Below are 19729 nucleotides of genomic sequence, written 5' to 3' on the forward strand. Positions count from 1 at the left end.
ATGTCTCTTGGCAAACACATGCCCTTCTACAAAACTACTACAGCCCTTGAACTATATGAAATGATAAGCGAGACTAGCTGTACATCTTACTCCTCGAAGGCGGTAAAATCTACATTTTCCACAATCCAGCGCTTGCGCGGGTCTACCTTGTCGCCCATTAGTGTAGATACACGGCGTTCAGCCTTAGCGGCATCTTCAATCTGTACCTGTAGCAGTACCCGTGTCTCGGGATTCATTGTTGTCTCCCATAGCTGATCCGGATTCATCTCACCCAGACCTTTATAGCGCTGCAGTTCGAAATTACGCCCGAATTCCTTGAGGTAATTCTGCAGTTGCTCATCGCTCCAGGCGTAACGTACCGTCTCCAGCTTGCCGGATTTGCGTGTAATCTTGTACAGCGGCGGCTGAGCTATGTACACCTTGCCTGCATCAATCAGCGGCTTCATATAGCGATAAAAGAAGGTAAGCAGCAACACCTGAATGTGAGCACCATCCGTATCCGCGTCCGTCATAATAATGATCTTGGAATAATTGCTGTCTTCTACCGCAAATTCCGGTCCAATCCCTGCTCCGATAGCAGCCGTAATGGCCCGATATTCTTCATTTTTCATGATATCTGCAAGCTTCGCCTTCTCTGGATTCATCGGCTTGCCCTTTAGCGGCAGGATGGCCTGAATCTTGGAATCACGCCCCTGCTTGGCTGAGCCGCCTGCCGAATCTCCTTCGACGATGAACAGCTCGTTGCGCGAGAAATCCTTCGATTGTGCCGGGGACAGCTTACCGTTCAGATTCGAGCTCTCACTGCGCTTCTTGCCAGAACGCATCTCATCTCTAGCCTTGCGTGCTGCCTCACGGGCCTTGGAGGCCTGGATGGATTTGCGAATCAGCGTCTGGGCAACCTGTGGATTCTCTTCGAGGAACCGCTGCATGCTCTCTGCTACAATCGCATCTACAGCACTTCGTGCTGAGGCACTACCGAGCTGATCCTTGGTCTGCCCGACGAACTCTACCTCAGACATCTTGACGCTAATGACAGACATCATGCCCTCGCGGAGATCATTTCCCTCCAGATTCTTCTCTTTCTCCTTCAGCATCCCCGTACGACGGGCATAATCATTCATAACACGGGTATAAGCCGTTTTGAATCCGGTCTCATGTGTTCCTCCACCCCGTGTAGGAATTGAATTGACGAAGGAAGCCAGTGTCTCGGTGTAGCCTGTATTATATTGAACAGCTACCTCGACCTCAATATCGTCCTTTTCAGCCGAAAAATGAATGACATCATGCAGTACGTCCTTACCTTCATTCAGATACGCAACAAATTGACTAGCGCCACCTTCATAATAGAACTCGTCAGTTCTGCCACTGCGCTCATCCTTGATGAACACTCGAAGCCCGGAGTTCAGGAATGCGATCTCTTGCAGTCGCTCCGCCAGTGTATCGTAATTCAGATTAATTCCGCTCTGGAAGACCCGAATATCCGGCTTGAAGGTAACCTTCGTTCCAGATTTCGACGTATTTCCCAGAACTTCAAGTCCTGTCGTTGGCTCGCCCACATGCTCGGTGCCCTGCTCATCCACCCAATATTCGAATCTTTGACGGTGAGCCTTGCCTTCCCGGTAGATTTCTACCTCAAGCCATTCGGATAATGCGTTCGTTACAGAAGCACCGACACCATGCAGACCGCCGGATTTCTTATAGCCGGAGCCGCCGAACTTGCCCCCTGCATGCAGAATCGTAAAGACTACCTGAGGTGTGGGAATTCCCATCTTGTGCATTCCCGTCGGAATCCCTCGCCCATTATCCGTGATGGTAACTGAGCCGTCCTTGTGCAATGTAATTTCTATACGGGAGCAAAATTTGGCGAGATGCTCATCCACCGCATTATCAACGATTTCCCATACCAAATGATGCAGTCCCGAAGAACTGGTGCTCCCGATGTACATGCCCGGCCGTTTCCGTACCGCCACAAGCCCTTCGAGAACTTGAATGTCGTCCGCGCCATAATCCGAGCTGCGTTTGTCTTGCCCGGATTCTCTGGCGAACAAGTCGAGTTGGTCGACCATTCATGCTCCCCCTTTGTCTAATCATGACCGTGTTTTGCTTAAAAATGCAAACAGATGTTTTCTTTTACTTTGTCCATTTTAATTCAATATATCCCGTTTCGTAAAGACGGTGAATGATACGACTAAGCCGATAATCCCCCAGACCCCAAGCACCGCAAGGGAAAATAGCAATGTCATCCCTTCGATTGGAGGGGGGTCACCAGCCAGATAATCCGTCAAGCCGAGGTTCACCATGAACAGATACTTTGCACTTTGCCACGCCGAAGCCATATTCGTCAAGATGGTTCCTGAAATTAATGCAGCCATCATCACCACAATACTTGCTGCCGTGCTTCGCACCAATACGGACACCATGAAGGCCAGAATCGCTACGACCATGCTTACGAACCAGATCAATCCACTTTGCAGCAGCATGTATTGCCACTGTGGAATAGCCTGCACCTGCGACACATCTACAGTAGCACCACTAATCTGGAATCCTGTAAAGACCGGCATACCGAACCCGCCATACCCGAAGAACAACCCTGAAATGACGTAGCTCATAATAAAGACCGACAACACGATCAAGGAGACAAACATCATTAGCGTAATCAGTTTACTCAGCAATACCTTCCATCGTCGCACGGGACGGGTTAGCAGCAATTTGATCGTGCCAGTCGTACGTTCCCCGGATACAAGGTCTGAAGCAATGGCCATAATTAACAGCGGTATAAACAGGTTGACGGAGTTATCCATGAACTCACGCGTAAAGGTCACACCATTGGGCTCACTCGGATTCACGTCATGCTCCAGATAGTATTGCATTTGCTGAATGAAGATGCTGCGATATTTCTTCCATTCCTCAGGAACTCTGTCACTGCCCAGCGAATTCTGATTATCGGTAATAGCCTGTCTGACCTCAAGTCGCCAGTCGCCACCGAATTTCTCCCGATTATTCTGAGCCACCTTCATTTGCGCATAGGTGAACATGGGCACTAATACGAGCAATATGAGCAGTATAACGTAAAACCGCTTTTTCTTGATAATCTTGATCGTCTCGTTCTGTACGAGCGGAAGAATGCTACTCAATGACTTCACCCTCTGTCATCTTCAGGAACAACTGCTCCAGAGTCGGATTGATTTTCGTAACGCCTAGCACGGATACACCTTCGGCTACAAGCGTCGTGACAAGTCCAGGAATCATCTGCTCATCCATCTCGGCAAAGATGGCAGTGGGTCCCATACCGGCTATGATGCTATCATCCAGTACTTCATCTGGCCGATCCAGCACGCTGACACCCGCAGTTGATTGCAGGATGGCTAACCCTGCTTCTCTTGGGGCAAGCTGCCAGCCCGCCAGCCCTGAGTTCTGCGCTACTAGCTCCTTGACGCCTCCAACCGCAAGCACTCTCCCCCGGCTGATAATAGCTACACGATCACAGAGAAGCTGAATCTCACTCAGCAAATGACTGGATACGAATACGGCCATACCTTGTTCTGCCAGCTGACGGATGAAGATCCGCATTTCCTTAATGCCCTTGGGATCGAGACCATTCGTCGGCTCATCAAGGATAAGCAGTCTGGGCTTGCCCAGCAGAGCTTGAGCAATACCCAGTCGCTGCCGCATACCAAGCGAATAAGTACTCACCTTATCATGGATTCTCCGATCCAGCTGTACCAGCTCTACAACCTCCTGAATTCGCTCCGCTCCAATGCCTGGCTGCATACGTGCAAAATGCTCAAGATTTTCCCAGCCCGTAAGGTAGCTGTACATTTCCGGATTTTCGACGATGGAGCCAACATACTGCAGTGCTCGTTCGGGATCACGGTTCACAGGATATCCGCAGACACTGATCGTGCCGCTCGTCGGCTTGATCAGATCGACCAGCATCCGAATCGTCGTCGTCTTCCCCGCCCCATTCGGACCCAGAAAACCGAAAATTTCACCTGCTCGTACGTCGAAGGTAACATCATGAATAATCCATTTAGAGCCTATCTTCTTTTTCACGCCCTGAACGGACAGAATTACTTCATCAGAAGCCTGAGATCGTCTGTCCCTCATATCTCCCGCATCACCATTTAACATCTCTGCCTCTTTAGATATTATCTGGTTCATGGCTGTGCCTCCTCCTTCTTCGACAGCGGTGCAGGACCATATCCTTGTGCAACTCGCTCTGCTATCGCTTGATATCCATCTCCATTCGGATGAAAATGATCAGAGGACAGATAAGACTGCAGATTTTGCTGAAACAAGTCGAAGCTAGGAATCAGAACCATGTTCTGATGCTTGCTCATTAACGCTAATATAGATTGATTCCACTCCGCTACAACTGCATTTCCTGGCACCTGATATTCCTTCAAATCCCCGAAGGGATTATATAGCCCAAGGTACACAACCTTGGCATTTGGATTTATCGTATGCAGCTTCTCCAGCACTTGCGCAACTCGCTCCTGGGCAGCAGGAAGTACCGCTCTTAACTGTTCGGCTGTCGGTGGTACACCTGTGCCTTCCGTAGCCTGTACACCTGCAAACAGATCATTACCACCTATCGAGAGCATGATCAGATTCGCTTCCTTCAGCACATATGACGTTCCTGGCTCATCGAGCTTGGTCAGCAACCCCTCTGTCGTAAGTCCATTAATTCCAAGATTGTTAATCAGACGGGCACTACGGCCCTCCTGCTCGTTCAGAATCTGGACCGTTCTTCTGACAAAGCCATTACCTGTATCGTCACCCGTACCCTTGGCGAGCGAATCACCAATAGCTGCTATTCGAATCTCGGAGGCTTCATCTGCTCCGCCTACCGGGTTCGCTGACGGTGCTGTCTGCTGATCCGGGGTAGGAGCTGCACCTCCTGAGGATGGATTTACGATCGTATTTATTGCAGAGATGAAGCCAAATAACAGCAGTAGCGTAGCCGCTGCCGACACAGAACCTACCGTGCGCCAAATCCAAGTTGTCGAATTCACTTCCATTCCCTCCCGAAAGCTAATGTAATTAAGATATAGGTTCCAGGCATATTTTGCAAATACTACACCCTGCGACGGCAGGATTCGTCCCTCGCAAGCTTGTATTACGTAAATTGAATTGTGATTCATGTATGATGGATTTTGAATAATTTAGGGGATAATAGCTAAAGAGTATGGACAGAAAAAAGCGGCCCCCTGTCAGGGAACCGCTCCTTCAAATGAATTCTTATTTTCCAATGAACTCCTGTACCCAATAGCCGTTGTAATACCCTACACCGATCATCGTGAAGTTCTTGTTCAAGATATTCGCCTTGTGTCCAGGACTATTCATCCAGCCCTTCATGACTTCTTCAGGCGTTTTTTGACCCATGGCAATATTCTCGCCTGCGTAGGAATAAGTGACCCCAAATTGCTTCATCATATCAAATGGCGAACCATAGGTTGGTGAAGTATGAGAGAAGTAGTTGTTCACACTCATGTCCTTAGCCTTCTCAACAGCAACCTTGGTCAGGTTGGTATGCACTGTCAGCGGACCGAGTCCTGCCTTGCTCCGTTCTACATTAACCAATTCCACTACTTTGGCTGCAAACTGGGACTTGTCCTGTGTGTTCCCGCTGGCGCTGCTATTTCCACTCGTGTTGCCGCTTGTTCCCGTCGATGGGGACGCTACAGGCTTGGTTGGCGCAGTCTGTGGCTTCGTAGCCTCTGGAGACGCTGTGGTCGTCGTAGCAGGCTTGGTTGGCTTGCTGGCCTCTTCCGTCTGCGTGCTAGGCCATTGAACCTCCCCCTTCTGTACGACTACTTTATATCCATTATTTTGGAGCCAATTTTGCAAATATGAAGACAGGTCCTCCGGTGAAGATCCTGTTGCTGCCGAAGCAGGGGCTACCAATGCGGCCGACAGAGCCACCGTCATTGAACTAGCCATTAACATCTTTTTCCATGTGCGTTGCATTCCGTCAACTCCTCATGTGAATAAATTTGATTACAAAATGATTACAAACTTGTCATGTTTACTGTGTCAGTATAGCACGAATGATGGCGGATAGGGTAACTTAAATACTGGAAATCAAATGGCAAAAAAAGAACAGCTCTAGGCTGTTCTAACAGATCAGAAGCTAAATAAGCTTCTTGCTAATTCGGTATCCATGTTTTTCAAATCCGATGTGCTCATAAAAATCCAGAGCATCCGCATTACGTTCCCGGTTCGCTCCGGTTACGAGAAGACTGCTACCGCCTTGCTCACGCCCCCATTGCTCTGCAGATGCTACCAGGCGCTTGCCGATTCCTTCACCACGGTTCTCCTTGCAGACAATCAATAGCGTAATCTGTGCTGCAGGCTCTGGATAAGCATGACTTTGAACAATCTGTGCACCGACAGCACCTACTACCTTGCCGTCCAGTTCAGCAATCATCATCATGGCATGAGCGTCTCCCTCAATGGCTTCCATTCGTTCGCGCATCACACCGCAGGTCATCGGATAACAAATCTCCCGCATTAATCCGGTGATACATTCACTGTCATCAAGCTTACTGGACCGTATCGTAAGCTCGGGAGCCAAAACGTTGTTAGACATGGTATACCTCCACTTTCAGCTTATTTACAGCTTGCTTAGCTGTTTGACGAGCCGTCTCCACTTCTTCCGCCGTACTCAAAGCAACCGCCATACGACGGCCAACCTTGGTCTCTGGCTTGCCAAATACCCGCACCTGAGTGCCTGGTATGGCGAGTGCTTCCTCCAAGCCACCAATCGTAAAGTTAGTAGTTGAGCTCTCAGCCTTCAACGTAGCTGACGCCCCTGGTGCGATCAGCTTCACATCGTGAACAGGCAGGCCAAGTATTGCGCGTGCATGGAGAGCGAATTCAGATAACTCCTGACTTACCATCGTGACCATTCCTGTGTCATGAGGTCTTGGTGACACTTCACTGAAGACCACACCATTCGGTGTCAAGAAAAGCTCTACTCCAAAGATGCCATAACCGCCTAGCTCATCAGTAATAGCTCTGGCAATTTCCTGCGCTTCTTGCAGCTCTTCTGTCGACATGTAGTGAGGCTGCCAGGATTCCACATAATCCCCGTCTTTCTGAATATGGCCGATCGGCGGACAAAATACCGTTCCTGATACCGAACGTACAGTCAACAATGTAATCTCACTGTCAAAAGGAACAAAGGACTCGACGATGACTCTTGCAGTCTTACCCCGCGCGCCCTCAAGTGCTGCTTCCCAGCAAGCCGCTGCTTCCTCAGGCTGCCTGCATACCGATTGACCTTTGCCAGAAGAGCTCATGAGTGGCTTGATCACACACGGTGTACCAAGCTCATCAACAGCTGCCTGGAGCTCGTCCAGACTATCAGCAAAACAGTAATCGGCTGTCGGCAAGTTCAGTTCCTCTGCTGCCAATCTCCGAATGCCCTCACGGTCCATCGTTAGACGAGCAGCTCTCGCTGTAGGAACGACATTGTAGCCTTCCTCTTCAAGCTCGATAAGCGCTTGTGTAGCAATCGCTTCAATCTCCGGGACGATCAGATCGGGCTGTTCAAGGCGAATCAGAGCCTTGAGTGCATCAGCATCCTGCATGTCGATACAATGTGAACGATGAGCTACATGCATCGCAGGAGCATTGGCATAGCGGTCAACCGCAATACATTCGACTCCAAAACGCTGTGCTTCAATGATGACCTCTTTACCGAGCTCACCACTGCCGAGCAGCAGCATCTTTTTGGCTCCGGATGAATATGGAGCACCCCACATCTGTTCCTTCCCCCTCTGACAATATAGCTCTAACATCTTATATTTTCAGGGTTCAGGCCCAAGATTGCAATAGTGCTCCGCTAATTTATTTACAAAAAACGCGATTTTTTTACGATTTTTTTTACACAAATCTGAACTGTGCTTCGACAAGCCCGCGATAAACACCTTGTTTTTTCATTAATTGGTCATGATTACCGGATTCGATGATCTTACCATGGTCCAGTACGATGATGTTATCGGCATGTCGAATGGTGGACAGTCGATGCGCTACCATGAAGGAGGTTCTGCCCTGAAGCAATACCTTCAACGCATCCTGAATTTTCAACTCAGTCTCGGTATCGATGCTGGCCGTTGCTTCATCCAGAATCAGAATTCTGGGATCAGCCAGTAGTGCCCTGGCGAAGGACAGAAGCTGCCGCTGCCCCATCGACAGTACATTGCCTCGCTCCTCTACCTCTGTATCATAGCCCCTCGGCAAATTGATAATGAAATCGTGCGCATGCACAGCTTTGGCCGCCTTCTCAATCTCCTCATCCGTTGCATCCAGCCGCCCGAAGCGTATGTTGTCACGTATCGTTCCCGAGAAAATAAAGGTATCCTGCAGCACGATACTGATCTGGCTCCGAAGACTCTCTACCTTCACATCACGGATGTCCAGACCATCAATCGTCAGCTCACCAGAGGTGATGTCATAGAAACGACTCAACAGATTAATGATCGTACTCTTGCCTGATCCCGTATGTCCAACAAGAGCTATGGATTGCCCAGCCTTTACATCTATTTGAATCCCTTTTAGCGCCTGTCTGCCTGGCTCATATTCGAAGACCACATCCTTCAAGCGTACATCACCGCGAATGGTTGGCATCTCCTTGGCACCTGGCTTGTCGGTAATCGAGGGCTGTTCATCCATGAATTCGAATATTCGCTCGGAGGAAGCCATAGCCACCAGCAGCTGATTATACATTTGACCCAAGCGATTGATAGGCTCCCAGAAGTTACCCACATATGTCGCAAAGGCTACCAATAAGCCCACCGTGAGCTGATCTGTCTGGATGAGATAGGAACCGAACCAGAAGAGGATCAGCGTACCGAAGCCGCCGGTGATATCGATCAGAGGGCCGAAGCCTTGGTTCATCGCGGATGCTTTGTCCCACGATCTCTTGCTGGAGTTGTTCATGCCGTCAAAGTAGCTCATGTTCTCCTGTTCCTGTGTGTAAGCCTGAGTAACGCGAATGCCCTGAATAGATTCATTGAGATGGGAGTTAATCCGGGAATTTTTCATCCGCACCTCCTGCCAGGCTCTGCGAATTCTAACCCTCAACTTCGTCGAGATAATGAACATGATCGGTACAGTCAGAATGACGGCGAGACCCAGCTTCCAATTGATGAGCAACAGAATAACAATAATGCCCAGCAACTGCACGCAGTCGATCATTACATTAACGGCCCCATTAGTGAACAGGTCCTGTAAGGAGTTAATATCATTCGTCACCCGCACCAATACAGAGCCAGCAGGTCTTTTATCAAAGAAATTGAACGATAGCTTCTGAATATGCCGGAACAGATCGGAGCGCAGATCATAAATGACCCGCTGCCCGATAATGTTTGTGTATTTAATGCGATAAGTATTGGCTCCCCATTGAATGAGGATAAGTATGAACACTGCCGATGTAAGCAGGAATAGTAGACTGACGCTGGGCTGAAGAGGAGACGGTGGTGCGATTGCACGGTCAATGGCCAGGCTAGTAAGATAAGGCACCGATAGCTTTGTCACCGTTCCAAGAATCATCATGACGATAATCAGCGGCAGCATTTGCCTTGCATAAGGCTTCATGTACGCGAACAATCGCTTGAATTCTACCCAGTTAAAGGGTTTGTCAATTACGTTGTCGTCTTGGTACACGAATCGCTCATTCTGTGGCCGCTGCTCTGGATTTCCGGACGGCTTGAAAGAGCCGCTGCGCGGGGAACGTTCTGTCTGAATACTCATGGATTCACCTTTTCCGATGCAGCTTGCATCTGTGCAATATGATCAGCATATTGAATGTGATACACATCCTGATAAGGTCCGGGCTGTTCTATAAGATCCTTGTGAGTGCCGCGTTGCACGACTCTCCCCTCCTCCAGCACCAGAATCTCATCAGCATGACGCAGGGAGGAGATCCGGTGGGCGATGATAAAGGTCGTACGGCCCTCCATCACCTCGCGGAAGCCGCTCTGAATTTCGTGTTCTGTCTCCATGTCCACTGCACTCGTGGCATCATCCAGCACGAGAATCTTGGGATTCTTAAGTAAAGCCCGTGCAATCGCAATCCGTTGCTTCTGCCCCCCTGACAGACCAAGGCCGCGTTCACCCACCACAGTATCATAGCCCTCGGGAAGCTCCGAGATAAAATCATGTGCCTTAGCGAGCTTCGAGACACGAATGATGTCCTCCATGGTGACATAGCTCATGCCATAGGCAATATTATTACGAATGGAGGAGGAGAATAGGAAGGTCTCCTGAAAGACCGAGGAAATCTGGGAGCGCAGATCCTTGATCTTAAGCTCACGAATATCTATGCCATCGAGCGTAATTCTCCCCTTGCTAACATCATAGGCTCTCATGAGCAATTGAATTACAGTAGACTTGCCCGAGCCGGTACCTCCGAGAAGGCCGATGACACTTCCTGGCGGTGCATCAATATTAATATCAACTACAGCCGGCATCTTATTGCCGTACGCAAAGGTAACCTCCTCGAATTTGACATGTCCGTGGACCTCCGCATCCGCCAACGAACGCGCAGCTGGCGAATCCTGGACATCGACAGGCTGATTCAACAGCTCTAGCACACGTTCACCCGATGCCTTGGATTGAGTGTAGTTGTTAATATGAAAGCCAATCCCCCACATGGGTCCGATAATGTACCAAATCAAGCTAAAGAACGCAACCAGCTCGCCCAGAGTCAGGGTGTTCTGAATCACGAGATAGCCGCCGGCACCCATAAGGATGACAATGCTGAAGGTAGCCAGCAGTTCCATGACGGGAAAGTAACGACTCCATAGAGTAGCGGCTGCAATCTGATTGTTCTTGTAATACTCGTTGCGCAGGGAGAACTTCTCAACCTCATAGGATTCTCTGGCAAAAGATTTCACGGTCCGAACACCTGTGATATTCTCTTGTACTGCTGTTGTCAAGGAGCTCAGCGCCAGCCTCATGTCCTGAAAGGTGGGGTGGATTTTGGATTCAAAACGTAGAGCTACGAAGGTAAGAAGCGGCATACTGACTAACGTAATGAGTGTCAGCTGCCAATTGATGGACAGCATCATGATTGAGCCGAAGATGACCATCAGTAATACATTCAGGAGCTGTGCGAAGCCGAAGCCGATAAAGTTACGGATCGCCTCCAGATCACCTGTCAGACGTGACATAAGGTCGCCAGTCTTGGCTGTATCGTAGTAACGGAAAGATAAAAATTGAAGCTTTTCGTAGCAGGCATTACGTAGTCGATAAGCGAGGAAATTACCGAGTCGTCCACCGAAGAAGCCGTGCAGGAATTGCATACCTGCCTTGAGGACCACTACGCCTAGTGCAGACAAGGCGAGAATGGGCACTGCATCAAACTCTCTTGGGACAATGACATCATCAATCAGCAACCGCAGCAGGGTAGGATAGACTAACCCGAGCGCAGTCGCAATAGCAAGGCAAAGGATCGAAAGCAGCAAATAATGCCTTCGTTCTCGGAAGAAGCCCTGCAGTTGCCTGAGAACGTCCATGAGTTTTCCCTCCATCATGTTCTTTAATGAAATGAAGTACATCAGCCTTATGAAGTTTAACACCGCTTTCACAGAGCGGCAAAGAGGATATCCCGGCAAATTCCGCCTTCACAGGCAATAGTTCCCCATTCCTGAAAATAAATCGCTTTCTTTTAATGGAATATGGGAGATAACTCGCACTTCCACTCTTATTCATTCATAGACATAAAACACCCCTGCCAATGGCAGGGGTGCCTCCTATCTACCTTTGCTGCATTATTACAATAATATGCAGATTTATCAGCACTATGCTGTTGAAGATTTTGAAATGGACTTCTTTCTCAATGGTCCATTTAGTGGCTAGTACCCGAGGCGAGCTAGCTAGATCAATTCCTCCAGCTGTCTCAGCTCTGCAGCCAGCTTCCGCCAATGCCCGGGCTCCTCTGCTCCCGACATAGATTGCTCCATGCCTTTAATGCTATCCGCCACCTGTCGCTCAAGGTGCGTAGCCTGACTTTGTCTCTCCTTGCGGATAAGCTCTGTATAATGCTCATACAATCTGACCTTCAATCGGTTCGTCTCCGCAGCGATTGCATCACGAAGCAACGGCTCCAAAGCCTGCTGAAGAGAACGACGTCCCTGGGATTCGAAGAAGTGCTTGGGATTCTTGAACAAAGACCAATAGCTCTTCCAGTCGCTGCCGATCTGCAACGCTACATCCTCCAGCTCTGGTACAGACCAAGCGCCGGCCTCTGGAGGAATGCAATCCAGACCGTCCAGTTTCCCATTAAACTCCTCGCAGCAACGTGCTGCTTCATGATGAAGAAGCTGCTTGCCCGCCTTCTCAATACGCAGCGTAGTTGCAAGCAATTCCTGACTTAGTTCAATCTCCAGCATACGAAGCAGCTCTCGCCCACATGCCGCGAAGATCGCTCGTAGATCTCCTGCGCCCTCTCTGAGCACGGACGGATGAAACGCTCCCGATATGAACTCGGGAATACGGTAGCCCATTCGCTGCCGCACATGGTAAAGTAGTTCCTCTCCCTCTCCCTCCAGCTCTGTGACTGTGCGCTGGGAAGCCCATGCTGATGCAATTGCAGACGTCTCAGTCTGAACTGTCTTCAGCGTGAGCAGCTTCTGCTCTCGTGCCTCGATGCCTTCAGATGCGGCCTCAGCCCATTGCTCCATGCGCTGTCGTAGCCGCCCGATATCCTGCGCAGCCGCACGAACCGACAGTCCTGCAAGCTCCTGCCCTGCAAATGATGCAAAGGCTTCCTCAAACGCCGCAAATCCAGACTGCTCATACTTCTCTGTATCAGCTTGCGACTTGCCCTGTAGTGCTAGCAAACTCGATACAGGATAGACTCGGGCCTGACGAATCCCTGTGCTACGGAGCTCTTGCGAGACGTGCTGTACAACGGCTGCCAGCTCTTCCTCCCCTGAGGATAGATCAGCAGCATTGACAACGAAGAAGGTCTGGTCCATAACAAGGGCATCCTTCACCCTGCCCAGTTGCATCAGGAACTGCCGATCGCCCTGGGTAAAGGCGTGGTTGTAGTAGGTCACAAATACAAGCGCATCAGCGTGCTTCATGTAGTTAAAGGTAACACCCGTATGACGGGCATTCACGGAATCGGCTCCTGGCGTATCGACCAGGACAATTCCTTGCTGGGTCAGAGGACAGCTATAATACAGGTCAATACTGTCTACGAAGCATGACCTGCTCTCTTCAGCTACATACTGCCTGTATTCGTCCATACTAACCACTAGCTCCTGCCCCAGATAAGGACCTATATGATCCCAGCCTGCAGCTGCAGCCTTAAGGAAGCTATAGTGAGGCCGTCCAGCAGGGTGAACACCAGCAGGGGTCAGGCGCTCTACCGCCAGCCTCCAATCTGACGTACCTGGATCTTCGAGGCCTAACAAACGAAAAGAGTAAGCAAGGTCCTCATGAAAGGCCTCGGCCGATTTCATCCGAATAGCAGCCGTTCCATGGTGCTGACCTGCTTGCAGATCTGGAGCCATAATCCGATTAATGGCTGCCGTCGTTGGATGTGGAGATACCGGCAAGACGGACTCACCAAGCAGAGCATTGGCGAATGAAGACTTGCCCGCACTGAATGCACCAAATAGCGCGAGAGTAAATTTCCCTTGCGATAGAGTCGTTGCACGCTCCATTAGGGCCTGCACCAAGGAATCCAAGGCTGGATATGGAGCAGCAATATTTGCAGCAGCTTGCAGTTGTCGGGCTGCTTGCTCTAAGCGCTGCAATCTCCCGCCATCGCCCGGACTGGCTACAGCTTCAGCGCTCTCATGTATAGTACCGCGTACGGATGCTGCTACGGATTCGACCCTCCCAGCATGTATGTGCTCCTGGGCCGTTATTGCTGTCAGCACCGCTTCATCCATCGGTCGAACGTGCGGCATATGAGCTGGTGGGCCTGCCACTTCCGGTAGGACAGCCAGCAATTTCGCCTTGTGAGCCTCTGCCTCCAATTGGTGCTGGGTGTATCGCAGTGCGCTAGCTGCCTTCTGCTCTGCTATTCCGATTTGTTCAGCAAGCTCCTCCTGTTCATGAGTTGTCTTTTGCTTCAGAGAATCGAATATTCGTTCAGCCAGCCCTAGAGACGCCTGTCGATAACGAGCAATGATCTCAGAGCGCAGCTGCTGGCAATAATGGATTACATATTCTCTGGATATAGCCGACTCCCTAACCTGCTCCTGCACAAGCTTGCTATCAATGACCGGTGCTGCAGCAGCAAGCTCCTCCTCCAGCTCTGCATTCCATAGCCCGTGGCTTTGTCCAAGTGAACGGACCAGTGTCCGAACATGCGGAAGTAGCTGTCCTTCAGCCTGTTCCCGCAGCATGCGTGTCAGCTGCTCCAGCCTCTCTTCCTTTACACGCTCCGTCTTCGCCTGAGCGAACAAAAAGCCCGCCTTGAAGCCAGGTCTTCTAGTATCCAGATATTCAGCAGCTACGTCCCTCAGCTCAGCCGGGGTTAAATGTGCCTGCTCTAATATCGTGTCAAGCGCTGATCTGAATTTGGACCGTTCCCGATCCGTAAGCGTTCTCAGAAGTTCGTCACGCTCCTGCAGCTCAGCTAGCGCCTGCTGATTATGCTTGACCTGCTCCTCACCACCAGCCTGCTCCAGCAGAGCTTCCCGCTCCTCCCTTGTTCGCTCATCCTCGGCCTGCACATGTCTTTCTGCGAGTGCATGCATTGACGTCAGCAAGCTATAGGAGACTAACGATTCCTTCTGAGCAATCAGGGCGCGAATAAGCTCAGGAATCTGGTCCCATTGGTTATAGGGCAGCTCTGGCTTCATCAATGAGCTGAACAGCAGATCAGTATAATGAACTTCCCAGGCCTGAAAGCTCTCTTCAACAGATGAACGATATTTCGCAAACGACAGCTCCTGCTCCCGATGCTTATCTACCTGATTGACGATGAGGTACAAAGGCTTGCCCCAATCCGACAGACTCTTGGCAAACGTAAGATTGTTCTCAGACTGAACATGATTGTAATCCATCACATAGAACACGACATCTGCCAAATGCAGAGCCGAATCCGTTGCCAGAGCGTGACCACGATCGGTTGAATCAACTCCAGGCGTATCCAGCAATACGCCGCCACCCTCCAGTACAGCAATATCCTGCCATACTTCAATGGAGCGATAATCTCCACCATTCTTGCAGTAATCAGCCAACTCTGACGCATTGACCTCAAGTGGCGTGTCTACGGACAGGGATGTGTCTACAGCTACAGCAGTTCCTGCTGCCCCAGTTGGCACGGCCATCGCTGCCTGAGCTCCATAGATCAGAGCGCGCGGCTGCCCCTGGCGGATCGCTACAACATTGGCACTGGTCGGAACAGGACCTGAAGGCAGCACCTGATGCCCACAGAGGGCATTAATCATGCTGGATTTACCCGCAGAAAAGTGACCGCAGAATGCAATGGTCAGCTCCCCGGCCTGTGCCTTTTTCAACAAATCTCCTACTGCTCCTGCGGCTGTTGCATCATTCGCTTGACGAAAAAAGTCCTGTAAGCGTTCCATGGCTCCGGACACTTCGTGGATCATTGGTTTCATTAGCCCGGTTCCACTCCTTGTCGAATTCATCTAACCTATACTCGATTTGCAGCTTGCCATTTATTACTTTAAATTCATTCTATTGTAGCACAAAACAGCAAAAAAAAAGCAGGTCGGAAACAAGATTCCGTCCTGCTCATGTATCACTTATCCATAAGGATTGGTCCAATCCCTCTGAAGATCTGTTGCTGCATTCAGCATGCTGTACTTCAAGCCACGTATTAGTTGACCGTCTCCAGCACTGGCAGCAGTATTTCAAATACTTGACCGTGCTGCAGGATTGTAATACCGCGTGACTTGTCCTTCATCACGACAACCTCAGGCTTTTGGGACATACGCTCCAGATAATGATCAGGTACATCACCTGAATGACTTACTGTAATGCCTTCGAGCTCGGTCTCTTCGTTCTCGGACAGACCACGATCCAGCACTTGCTCAAAAACGTCGGAAAAAGCTTCAAAATTGTCAGTATACACGGAAATGCACTTCATTGTTTGTCTCATCCTTTTCTAATCATAAAATTAAACGGTCTTGCGGGCAGATGCAGGCTTGGGAGAAACCTTGCTCTTCTCCTTATCCTTCCTGCTCTGGGAGGTTTTCATACGTTTCTTGCCTTCCCGGCATACTTCCAGCAATGGACAGACCGGGCACTGGGGATTCTGAGCTTTGCAATGGTACCTTCCAAAGAAAATCAGACGATGGTGCGTCTGGGTCCACTCTTCGCGCGGCACACGCTTCATTAGCTTCTTCTCCACTTCCAGTACGCTGTCGTCCCAGCCAGCGAGGCCCAGCCTCTTGGAGACACGCTCGACATGAGTATCTACCGCAATGGCCGGAACGCCAAAAGCATTGGATACCACGACGTTGGCCGTCTTTCGTCCTACACCCGGTAGCTGAACGAGCAATTCATGCGCTTGCGGCACCTCACCATTGTACTGCTCCAGTAGAATGCGGCAGAGATTCTGAATGTGCTTGGCTTTGTTGCGGTACAAACCAATCCTTCTGATATCCTGCTCTAGCTCCTCAAGAGGAACCGCTACATAATCTTCAGGTGCCTTGTATTTACGAAACAAATCCGCCGTCACTTTGTTAACAGTCTCATCCGTACACTGTGCGGACAGCAGAACCGCAATCGTCAGTTCAAAAGCGTTACTGTGATTCAGTTCACAATGAGCATCAGGAAACATGGTTGCGATCGTATCCAGAATATGACGTGCTGTGGCTGTATTCACGAATCCTACCTCCTACCAAAAAAAACGCCTTGATACGGCAGCAAGCCCGCATCAAGACGGTCATTCTAAATAATCCTCCAAATCAAGGAATGATTACTATTTAGGGCGCACCGCCAATTATTGGCCCCGATGCGCCCTAATAGTGTAACATTAAATGACAAGGATTGCACCTAAAAACTCAGTTTTTCACACAATTGCAGCATTTTCCTGCTACTCCTGTGTCATGGGATGTTCTAGCTCTACATGCCCCATCAGACTGTCCAGTGCCTTGCCATCAACGAGTAGATCCAGTGACTTCACTTCATCGAACTGGAACATCGTCTGCTTGAAGGCTTCGATGGCCAAGGCTTCACCACCCGAACCGAGTCGAGCTTCATCCGGAAGCGCGATATCGAAGGTCAGCTTGCCTTGCTCGAACTTGATCTGGTGAACAACAATCTGATCCGACCACAAGGTAAGCTGGTCCTCAGAATCGCTCTTTTGCAATGTCTTGAAGGACTCCATATACTTCTCCAACTGACTTGGATAAGTAATCTCCTTATTCGTCTCGATTAGCTGCATTAGCTGCGTATCCGTATAGTACGTTCTAATCGTTTCGGTCACGACCTCCTGCTCCCCAGTACCTTGCTCACTGGCAGTCGGGGTCGTATTCGGAGCATTCACTAGACCGGGATCGGTAGCTTGTCCCTCTGAATCATTACCCGCTTCTTGCTCTGTCTCCTGCTCAGTAGCTCCCGATACCTCCTCCGTGGGAGTCGCAGGTGCTGCCGGAGGAGCTGCTTGTCGACCAGCACAGCCAGCACTTAAAACTACTACTGCTGCAAAAATGCAAATTAGCCAGACTTTCATCTTCACTGTATCCGCCTCCTTCCTCACCGATGTGCACTCTGCTGATCTCTCATCTGACTGACTGAGCGATGGCCTGTGTGCGTTCATCCTAATTCAATCCAAGATATTCAGCGATGGCATCAGCGATGCTCTTGGCTACCCGATCCTGGAATGCTGTTGAGAAGAGCGCGGCCTCATCCTTCGTATTGCTTAAATATCCAGCCTCCAGCAGAACTGCAGGCATCGTCGTCTCCCGTATAACGTGGAAGTTACCATAGCGGATTCCCCGGTCAGGAAGTCCCGTTGCTGCCGCAAAATGCTTGTGCATTACATTCGCGAATTCCTTGCTGTCACTCCGCTGATAGTAGGTCTCTGTTCCACTGGCCGTAGCCGAGGAAGCACTGTTTGCATGAATGGATACGAATGCTGCGGCATTCATGTTCTCAGCTATTTGTACCCGTTCCTTTAATGCCAGAAACGTATCATTACTGCGGGTCAATACAACCTCAATGTCCTGATATTTACTGAGGGCCTGCTCGACCTTCAAAGCCATGGTCAGGTTGAAGTCCTTTTCCCGTTTCTTGTTCTTGCTCACAGCACCTGGGTCCTGGTCTCCGTGTCCTGCATCAATAACCACGACAGGCTTGCCATTCGGACCGATTGGCGTTGAAGTGCCTGTATTCGAGTTCGTATTGCCCAGATCCACGACAATCAGGTTGGAGCCTTCATTGTAAGCTCTATAACTCATCGACTCAGTCAGATCCATTACAACACGTATGGTAGACGGATTTTCGCTGAATAGTGCATACCGTATTTGAGATACCTTCTCATTGGACCATACATCCAATTGCCCACTGAGCTGTTCATTCAGCGACTGCATGCTTCCAAAATTAGCTGCAAAAGCCGTATTGGGCAGATCAATGACAATCCGGTCTGGTCCTGCCATCGTGAACGTGGACGGTTGCACCGTACCATTGGTTGTGGAAATAATCAGCTTGTTGTCACTGAAGCTGATTCCGTTCACCAGTGCAAGACCCTCATTCGTGTCTCCCGGCACGACCTCTGTTCCATCTGTCCCATTATTTCCTGCAGCTGGCGGGGTTACCTCACCGTTTCCAGAGCCGCTGTTCTGGGTAACTAAGTATACGGATTTACTATTTGCATCCCAGCTCACATCCACACCCATTTGCTCCGCAATAAAGCGCAGTGGAACCAAAGTAATGTCGGAGCGTATGAGTGGAGAAGCAATCAACGTCTTGCTTTGTCCATTAACGGTAGCAGTCTTCTTGCCAATGACCAGCTCAATATTCGTACCGTCTTTGGAGATCTTGACCGTTCGAGATTGCTGATTCCAATTCACATCATAATTCAGGTTCTCAGAGATCACACGAATGGGAACCATCGTACTGCCATTCACGACCTCTACTTTAGCGCCGCCTGGGACACTGATCCGCTCGCCGTCAAGGTAGATTGAAGCACCACCTGATGCTGCGTGCCCGTAGCCCGGAATCGCCCACATGAAGACAAATAGAAACAATAAAAAGCTAAATTTCTTCATCCTTCACCCCTACCATTCTTGAATTTTTGCCACATGCTCCGGCTAGTGTCCCGATAATGCATGCTTGCGCAATATCGGACAACCTTTTAGACGTTCCCCACTTCCAAAAGTTGCGAAACATTTCTTTTTTCCCGGCAAAATATTCTGCTTTAGCACGAAAATTTGTCGAAATGCAGGATTGCGCATAGCGAAATAGGACTATAGATTCACGCCCAAAGTGTGATCCTTATGTCAATGAATACAAAAGAAGCCACACTACAAGAGGCGAATTCTTGTCGCATGACTCAATGATTCGTACATATTTGGGCTCAGTTTGTAGGGAAAGAATGTCGCGGGAGAAGCTACGGGCTCGAAAGTTTCTTCCAGTCGCTGTTAAAGCCGGATTTCTGATTAACTAGGATGGGACCGTGGAAGTAATCCGGCTTTAAAGGCGAACACTTCGTTCCTCCAGAAATCTTTCGCCCCTCCGCTACATCGCTGCACGTAACAACACTTAGAATGAATGGAGTAATAAAATT

Annotated in this window: 14 protein-coding genes; all 14 read right to left on the bottom strand. The window is 49.8% G+C overall.

What is annotated here, in order from left to right:
• Nucleotides 1-86: 86 nt before the first annotated feature.
• Nucleotides 87-2066 carry a DNA topoisomerase IV subunit B gene (gene parE, locus MKX74_RS15240; RefSeq protein ID WP_028590731.1) on the bottom strand — a complete coding sequence of 660 codons (1980 nt, stop codon included), beginning with the start codon at nucleotides 2064-2066 and terminating at the stop codon, nucleotides 87-89.
• A 78-nt stretch (nucleotides 2067-2144) separates the two neighbouring features.
• A complete protein-coding gene (locus tag MKX74_RS15245) occupies nucleotides 2145-3134 on the bottom strand; it encodes an ABC transporter permease (RefSeq protein ID WP_341179015.1) in 990 nt (329 codons plus the stop codon).
• The gene (locus MKX74_RS15250; protein ID WP_341180586.1) at nucleotides 3127-4131 is read right to left on the bottom strand and encodes an ABC transporter ATP-binding protein; all 1005 of its coding nucleotides are present in this window, start codon (nucleotides 4129-4131) and stop codon (nucleotides 3127-3129) included. Before MKX74_RS15250 ends, MKX74_RS15245 begins: the two co-directional genes overlap by 8 nt.
• Nucleotides 4132-4157: 26 nt before the next feature.
• Complete coding sequence (locus tag MKX74_RS15255) at nucleotides 4158-5015, bottom strand: GDSL-type esterase/lipase family protein (RefSeq protein ID WP_341179016.1); 858 nt, start codon at nucleotides 5013-5015, stop codon at nucleotides 4158-4160.
• 226 nt (nucleotides 5016-5241) lie between these two features.
• A complete protein-coding gene (locus MKX74_RS15260; RefSeq protein ID WP_341179017.1) occupies nucleotides 5242-5970 on the bottom strand; it encodes a CAP domain-containing protein in 729 nt (242 codons plus the stop codon).
• A 163-nt stretch (nucleotides 5971-6133) separates the two neighbouring features.
• On the bottom strand, nucleotides 6134-6592 hold the full coding sequence (locus MKX74_RS15265) for a GNAT family N-acetyltransferase (protein WP_028590728.1): 459 nt from the start codon (nucleotides 6590-6592) through the stop codon (nucleotides 6134-6136).
• Nucleotides 6585-7769, bottom strand: a complete 1185-nt coding sequence (gene purT / locus MKX74_RS15270; RefSeq protein ID WP_341179018.1) for a formate-dependent phosphoribosylglycinamide formyltransferase — start codon at nucleotides 7767-7769, stop codon at nucleotides 6585-6587. The genes MKX74_RS15265 and purT overlap by 8 nt, the downstream gene beginning before the upstream one ends.
• 121 nt (nucleotides 7770-7890) lie before the next feature.
• Nucleotides 7891-9759, bottom strand: a complete 1869-nt coding sequence (locus MKX74_RS15275; RefSeq protein ID WP_341179019.1) for an ABC transporter ATP-binding protein — start codon at nucleotides 9757-9759, stop codon at nucleotides 7891-7893.
• The gene (locus tag MKX74_RS15280) at nucleotides 9756-11525 is read right to left on the bottom strand and encodes an ABC transporter ATP-binding protein (RefSeq protein WP_341180587.1); all 1770 of its coding nucleotides are present in this window, start codon (nucleotides 11523-11525) and stop codon (nucleotides 9756-9758) included. The genes MKX74_RS15275 and MKX74_RS15280 overlap by 4 nt, the downstream gene beginning before the upstream one ends.
• A gap of 360 nt (nucleotides 11526-11885) precedes the next feature.
• Nucleotides 11886-15593, bottom strand: a complete 3708-nt coding sequence (locus tag MKX74_RS15285; RefSeq protein ID WP_341179020.1) for a dynamin family protein — start codon at nucleotides 15591-15593, stop codon at nucleotides 11886-11888.
• Between the two features lie 221 nt (nucleotides 15594-15814).
• Nucleotides 15815-16084: a hypothetical protein gene (locus MKX74_RS15290; protein ID WP_018886145.1), complete on the bottom strand. Its 270-nt coding sequence runs from the start codon at nucleotides 16082-16084 to the stop codon at nucleotides 15815-15817.
• Nucleotides 16085-16114: 30 nt separating this feature from the next.
• The gene (gene nth, locus MKX74_RS15295) at nucleotides 16115-16825 is read right to left on the bottom strand and encodes an endonuclease III (RefSeq protein WP_341179021.1); all 711 of its coding nucleotides are present in this window, start codon (nucleotides 16823-16825) and stop codon (nucleotides 16115-16117) included.
• 210 nt (nucleotides 16826-17035) lie between these two features.
• Nucleotides 17036-17674, bottom strand: a complete 639-nt coding sequence (locus tag MKX74_RS15300; protein ID WP_341180588.1) for a GerMN domain-containing protein — start codon at nucleotides 17672-17674, stop codon at nucleotides 17036-17038.
• An 88-nt stretch (nucleotides 17675-17762) separates the two neighbouring features.
• Entirely contained in the window at nucleotides 17763-19211 is a 1449-nt protein-coding gene (locus MKX74_RS15305; RefSeq protein ID WP_341179022.1) for an N-acetylmuramoyl-L-alanine amidase family protein, read from the bottom strand.
• Nucleotides 19212-19729 lie beyond the last annotated feature (518 nt).

It is taken from the genome of Paenibacillus sp. FSL K6-1230, assembly GCF_038002385.1.
In the GTDB taxonomy this organism is placed as follows: domain Bacteria; phylum Bacillota; class Bacilli; order Paenibacillales; family Paenibacillaceae; genus Paenibacillus; species Paenibacillus massiliensis.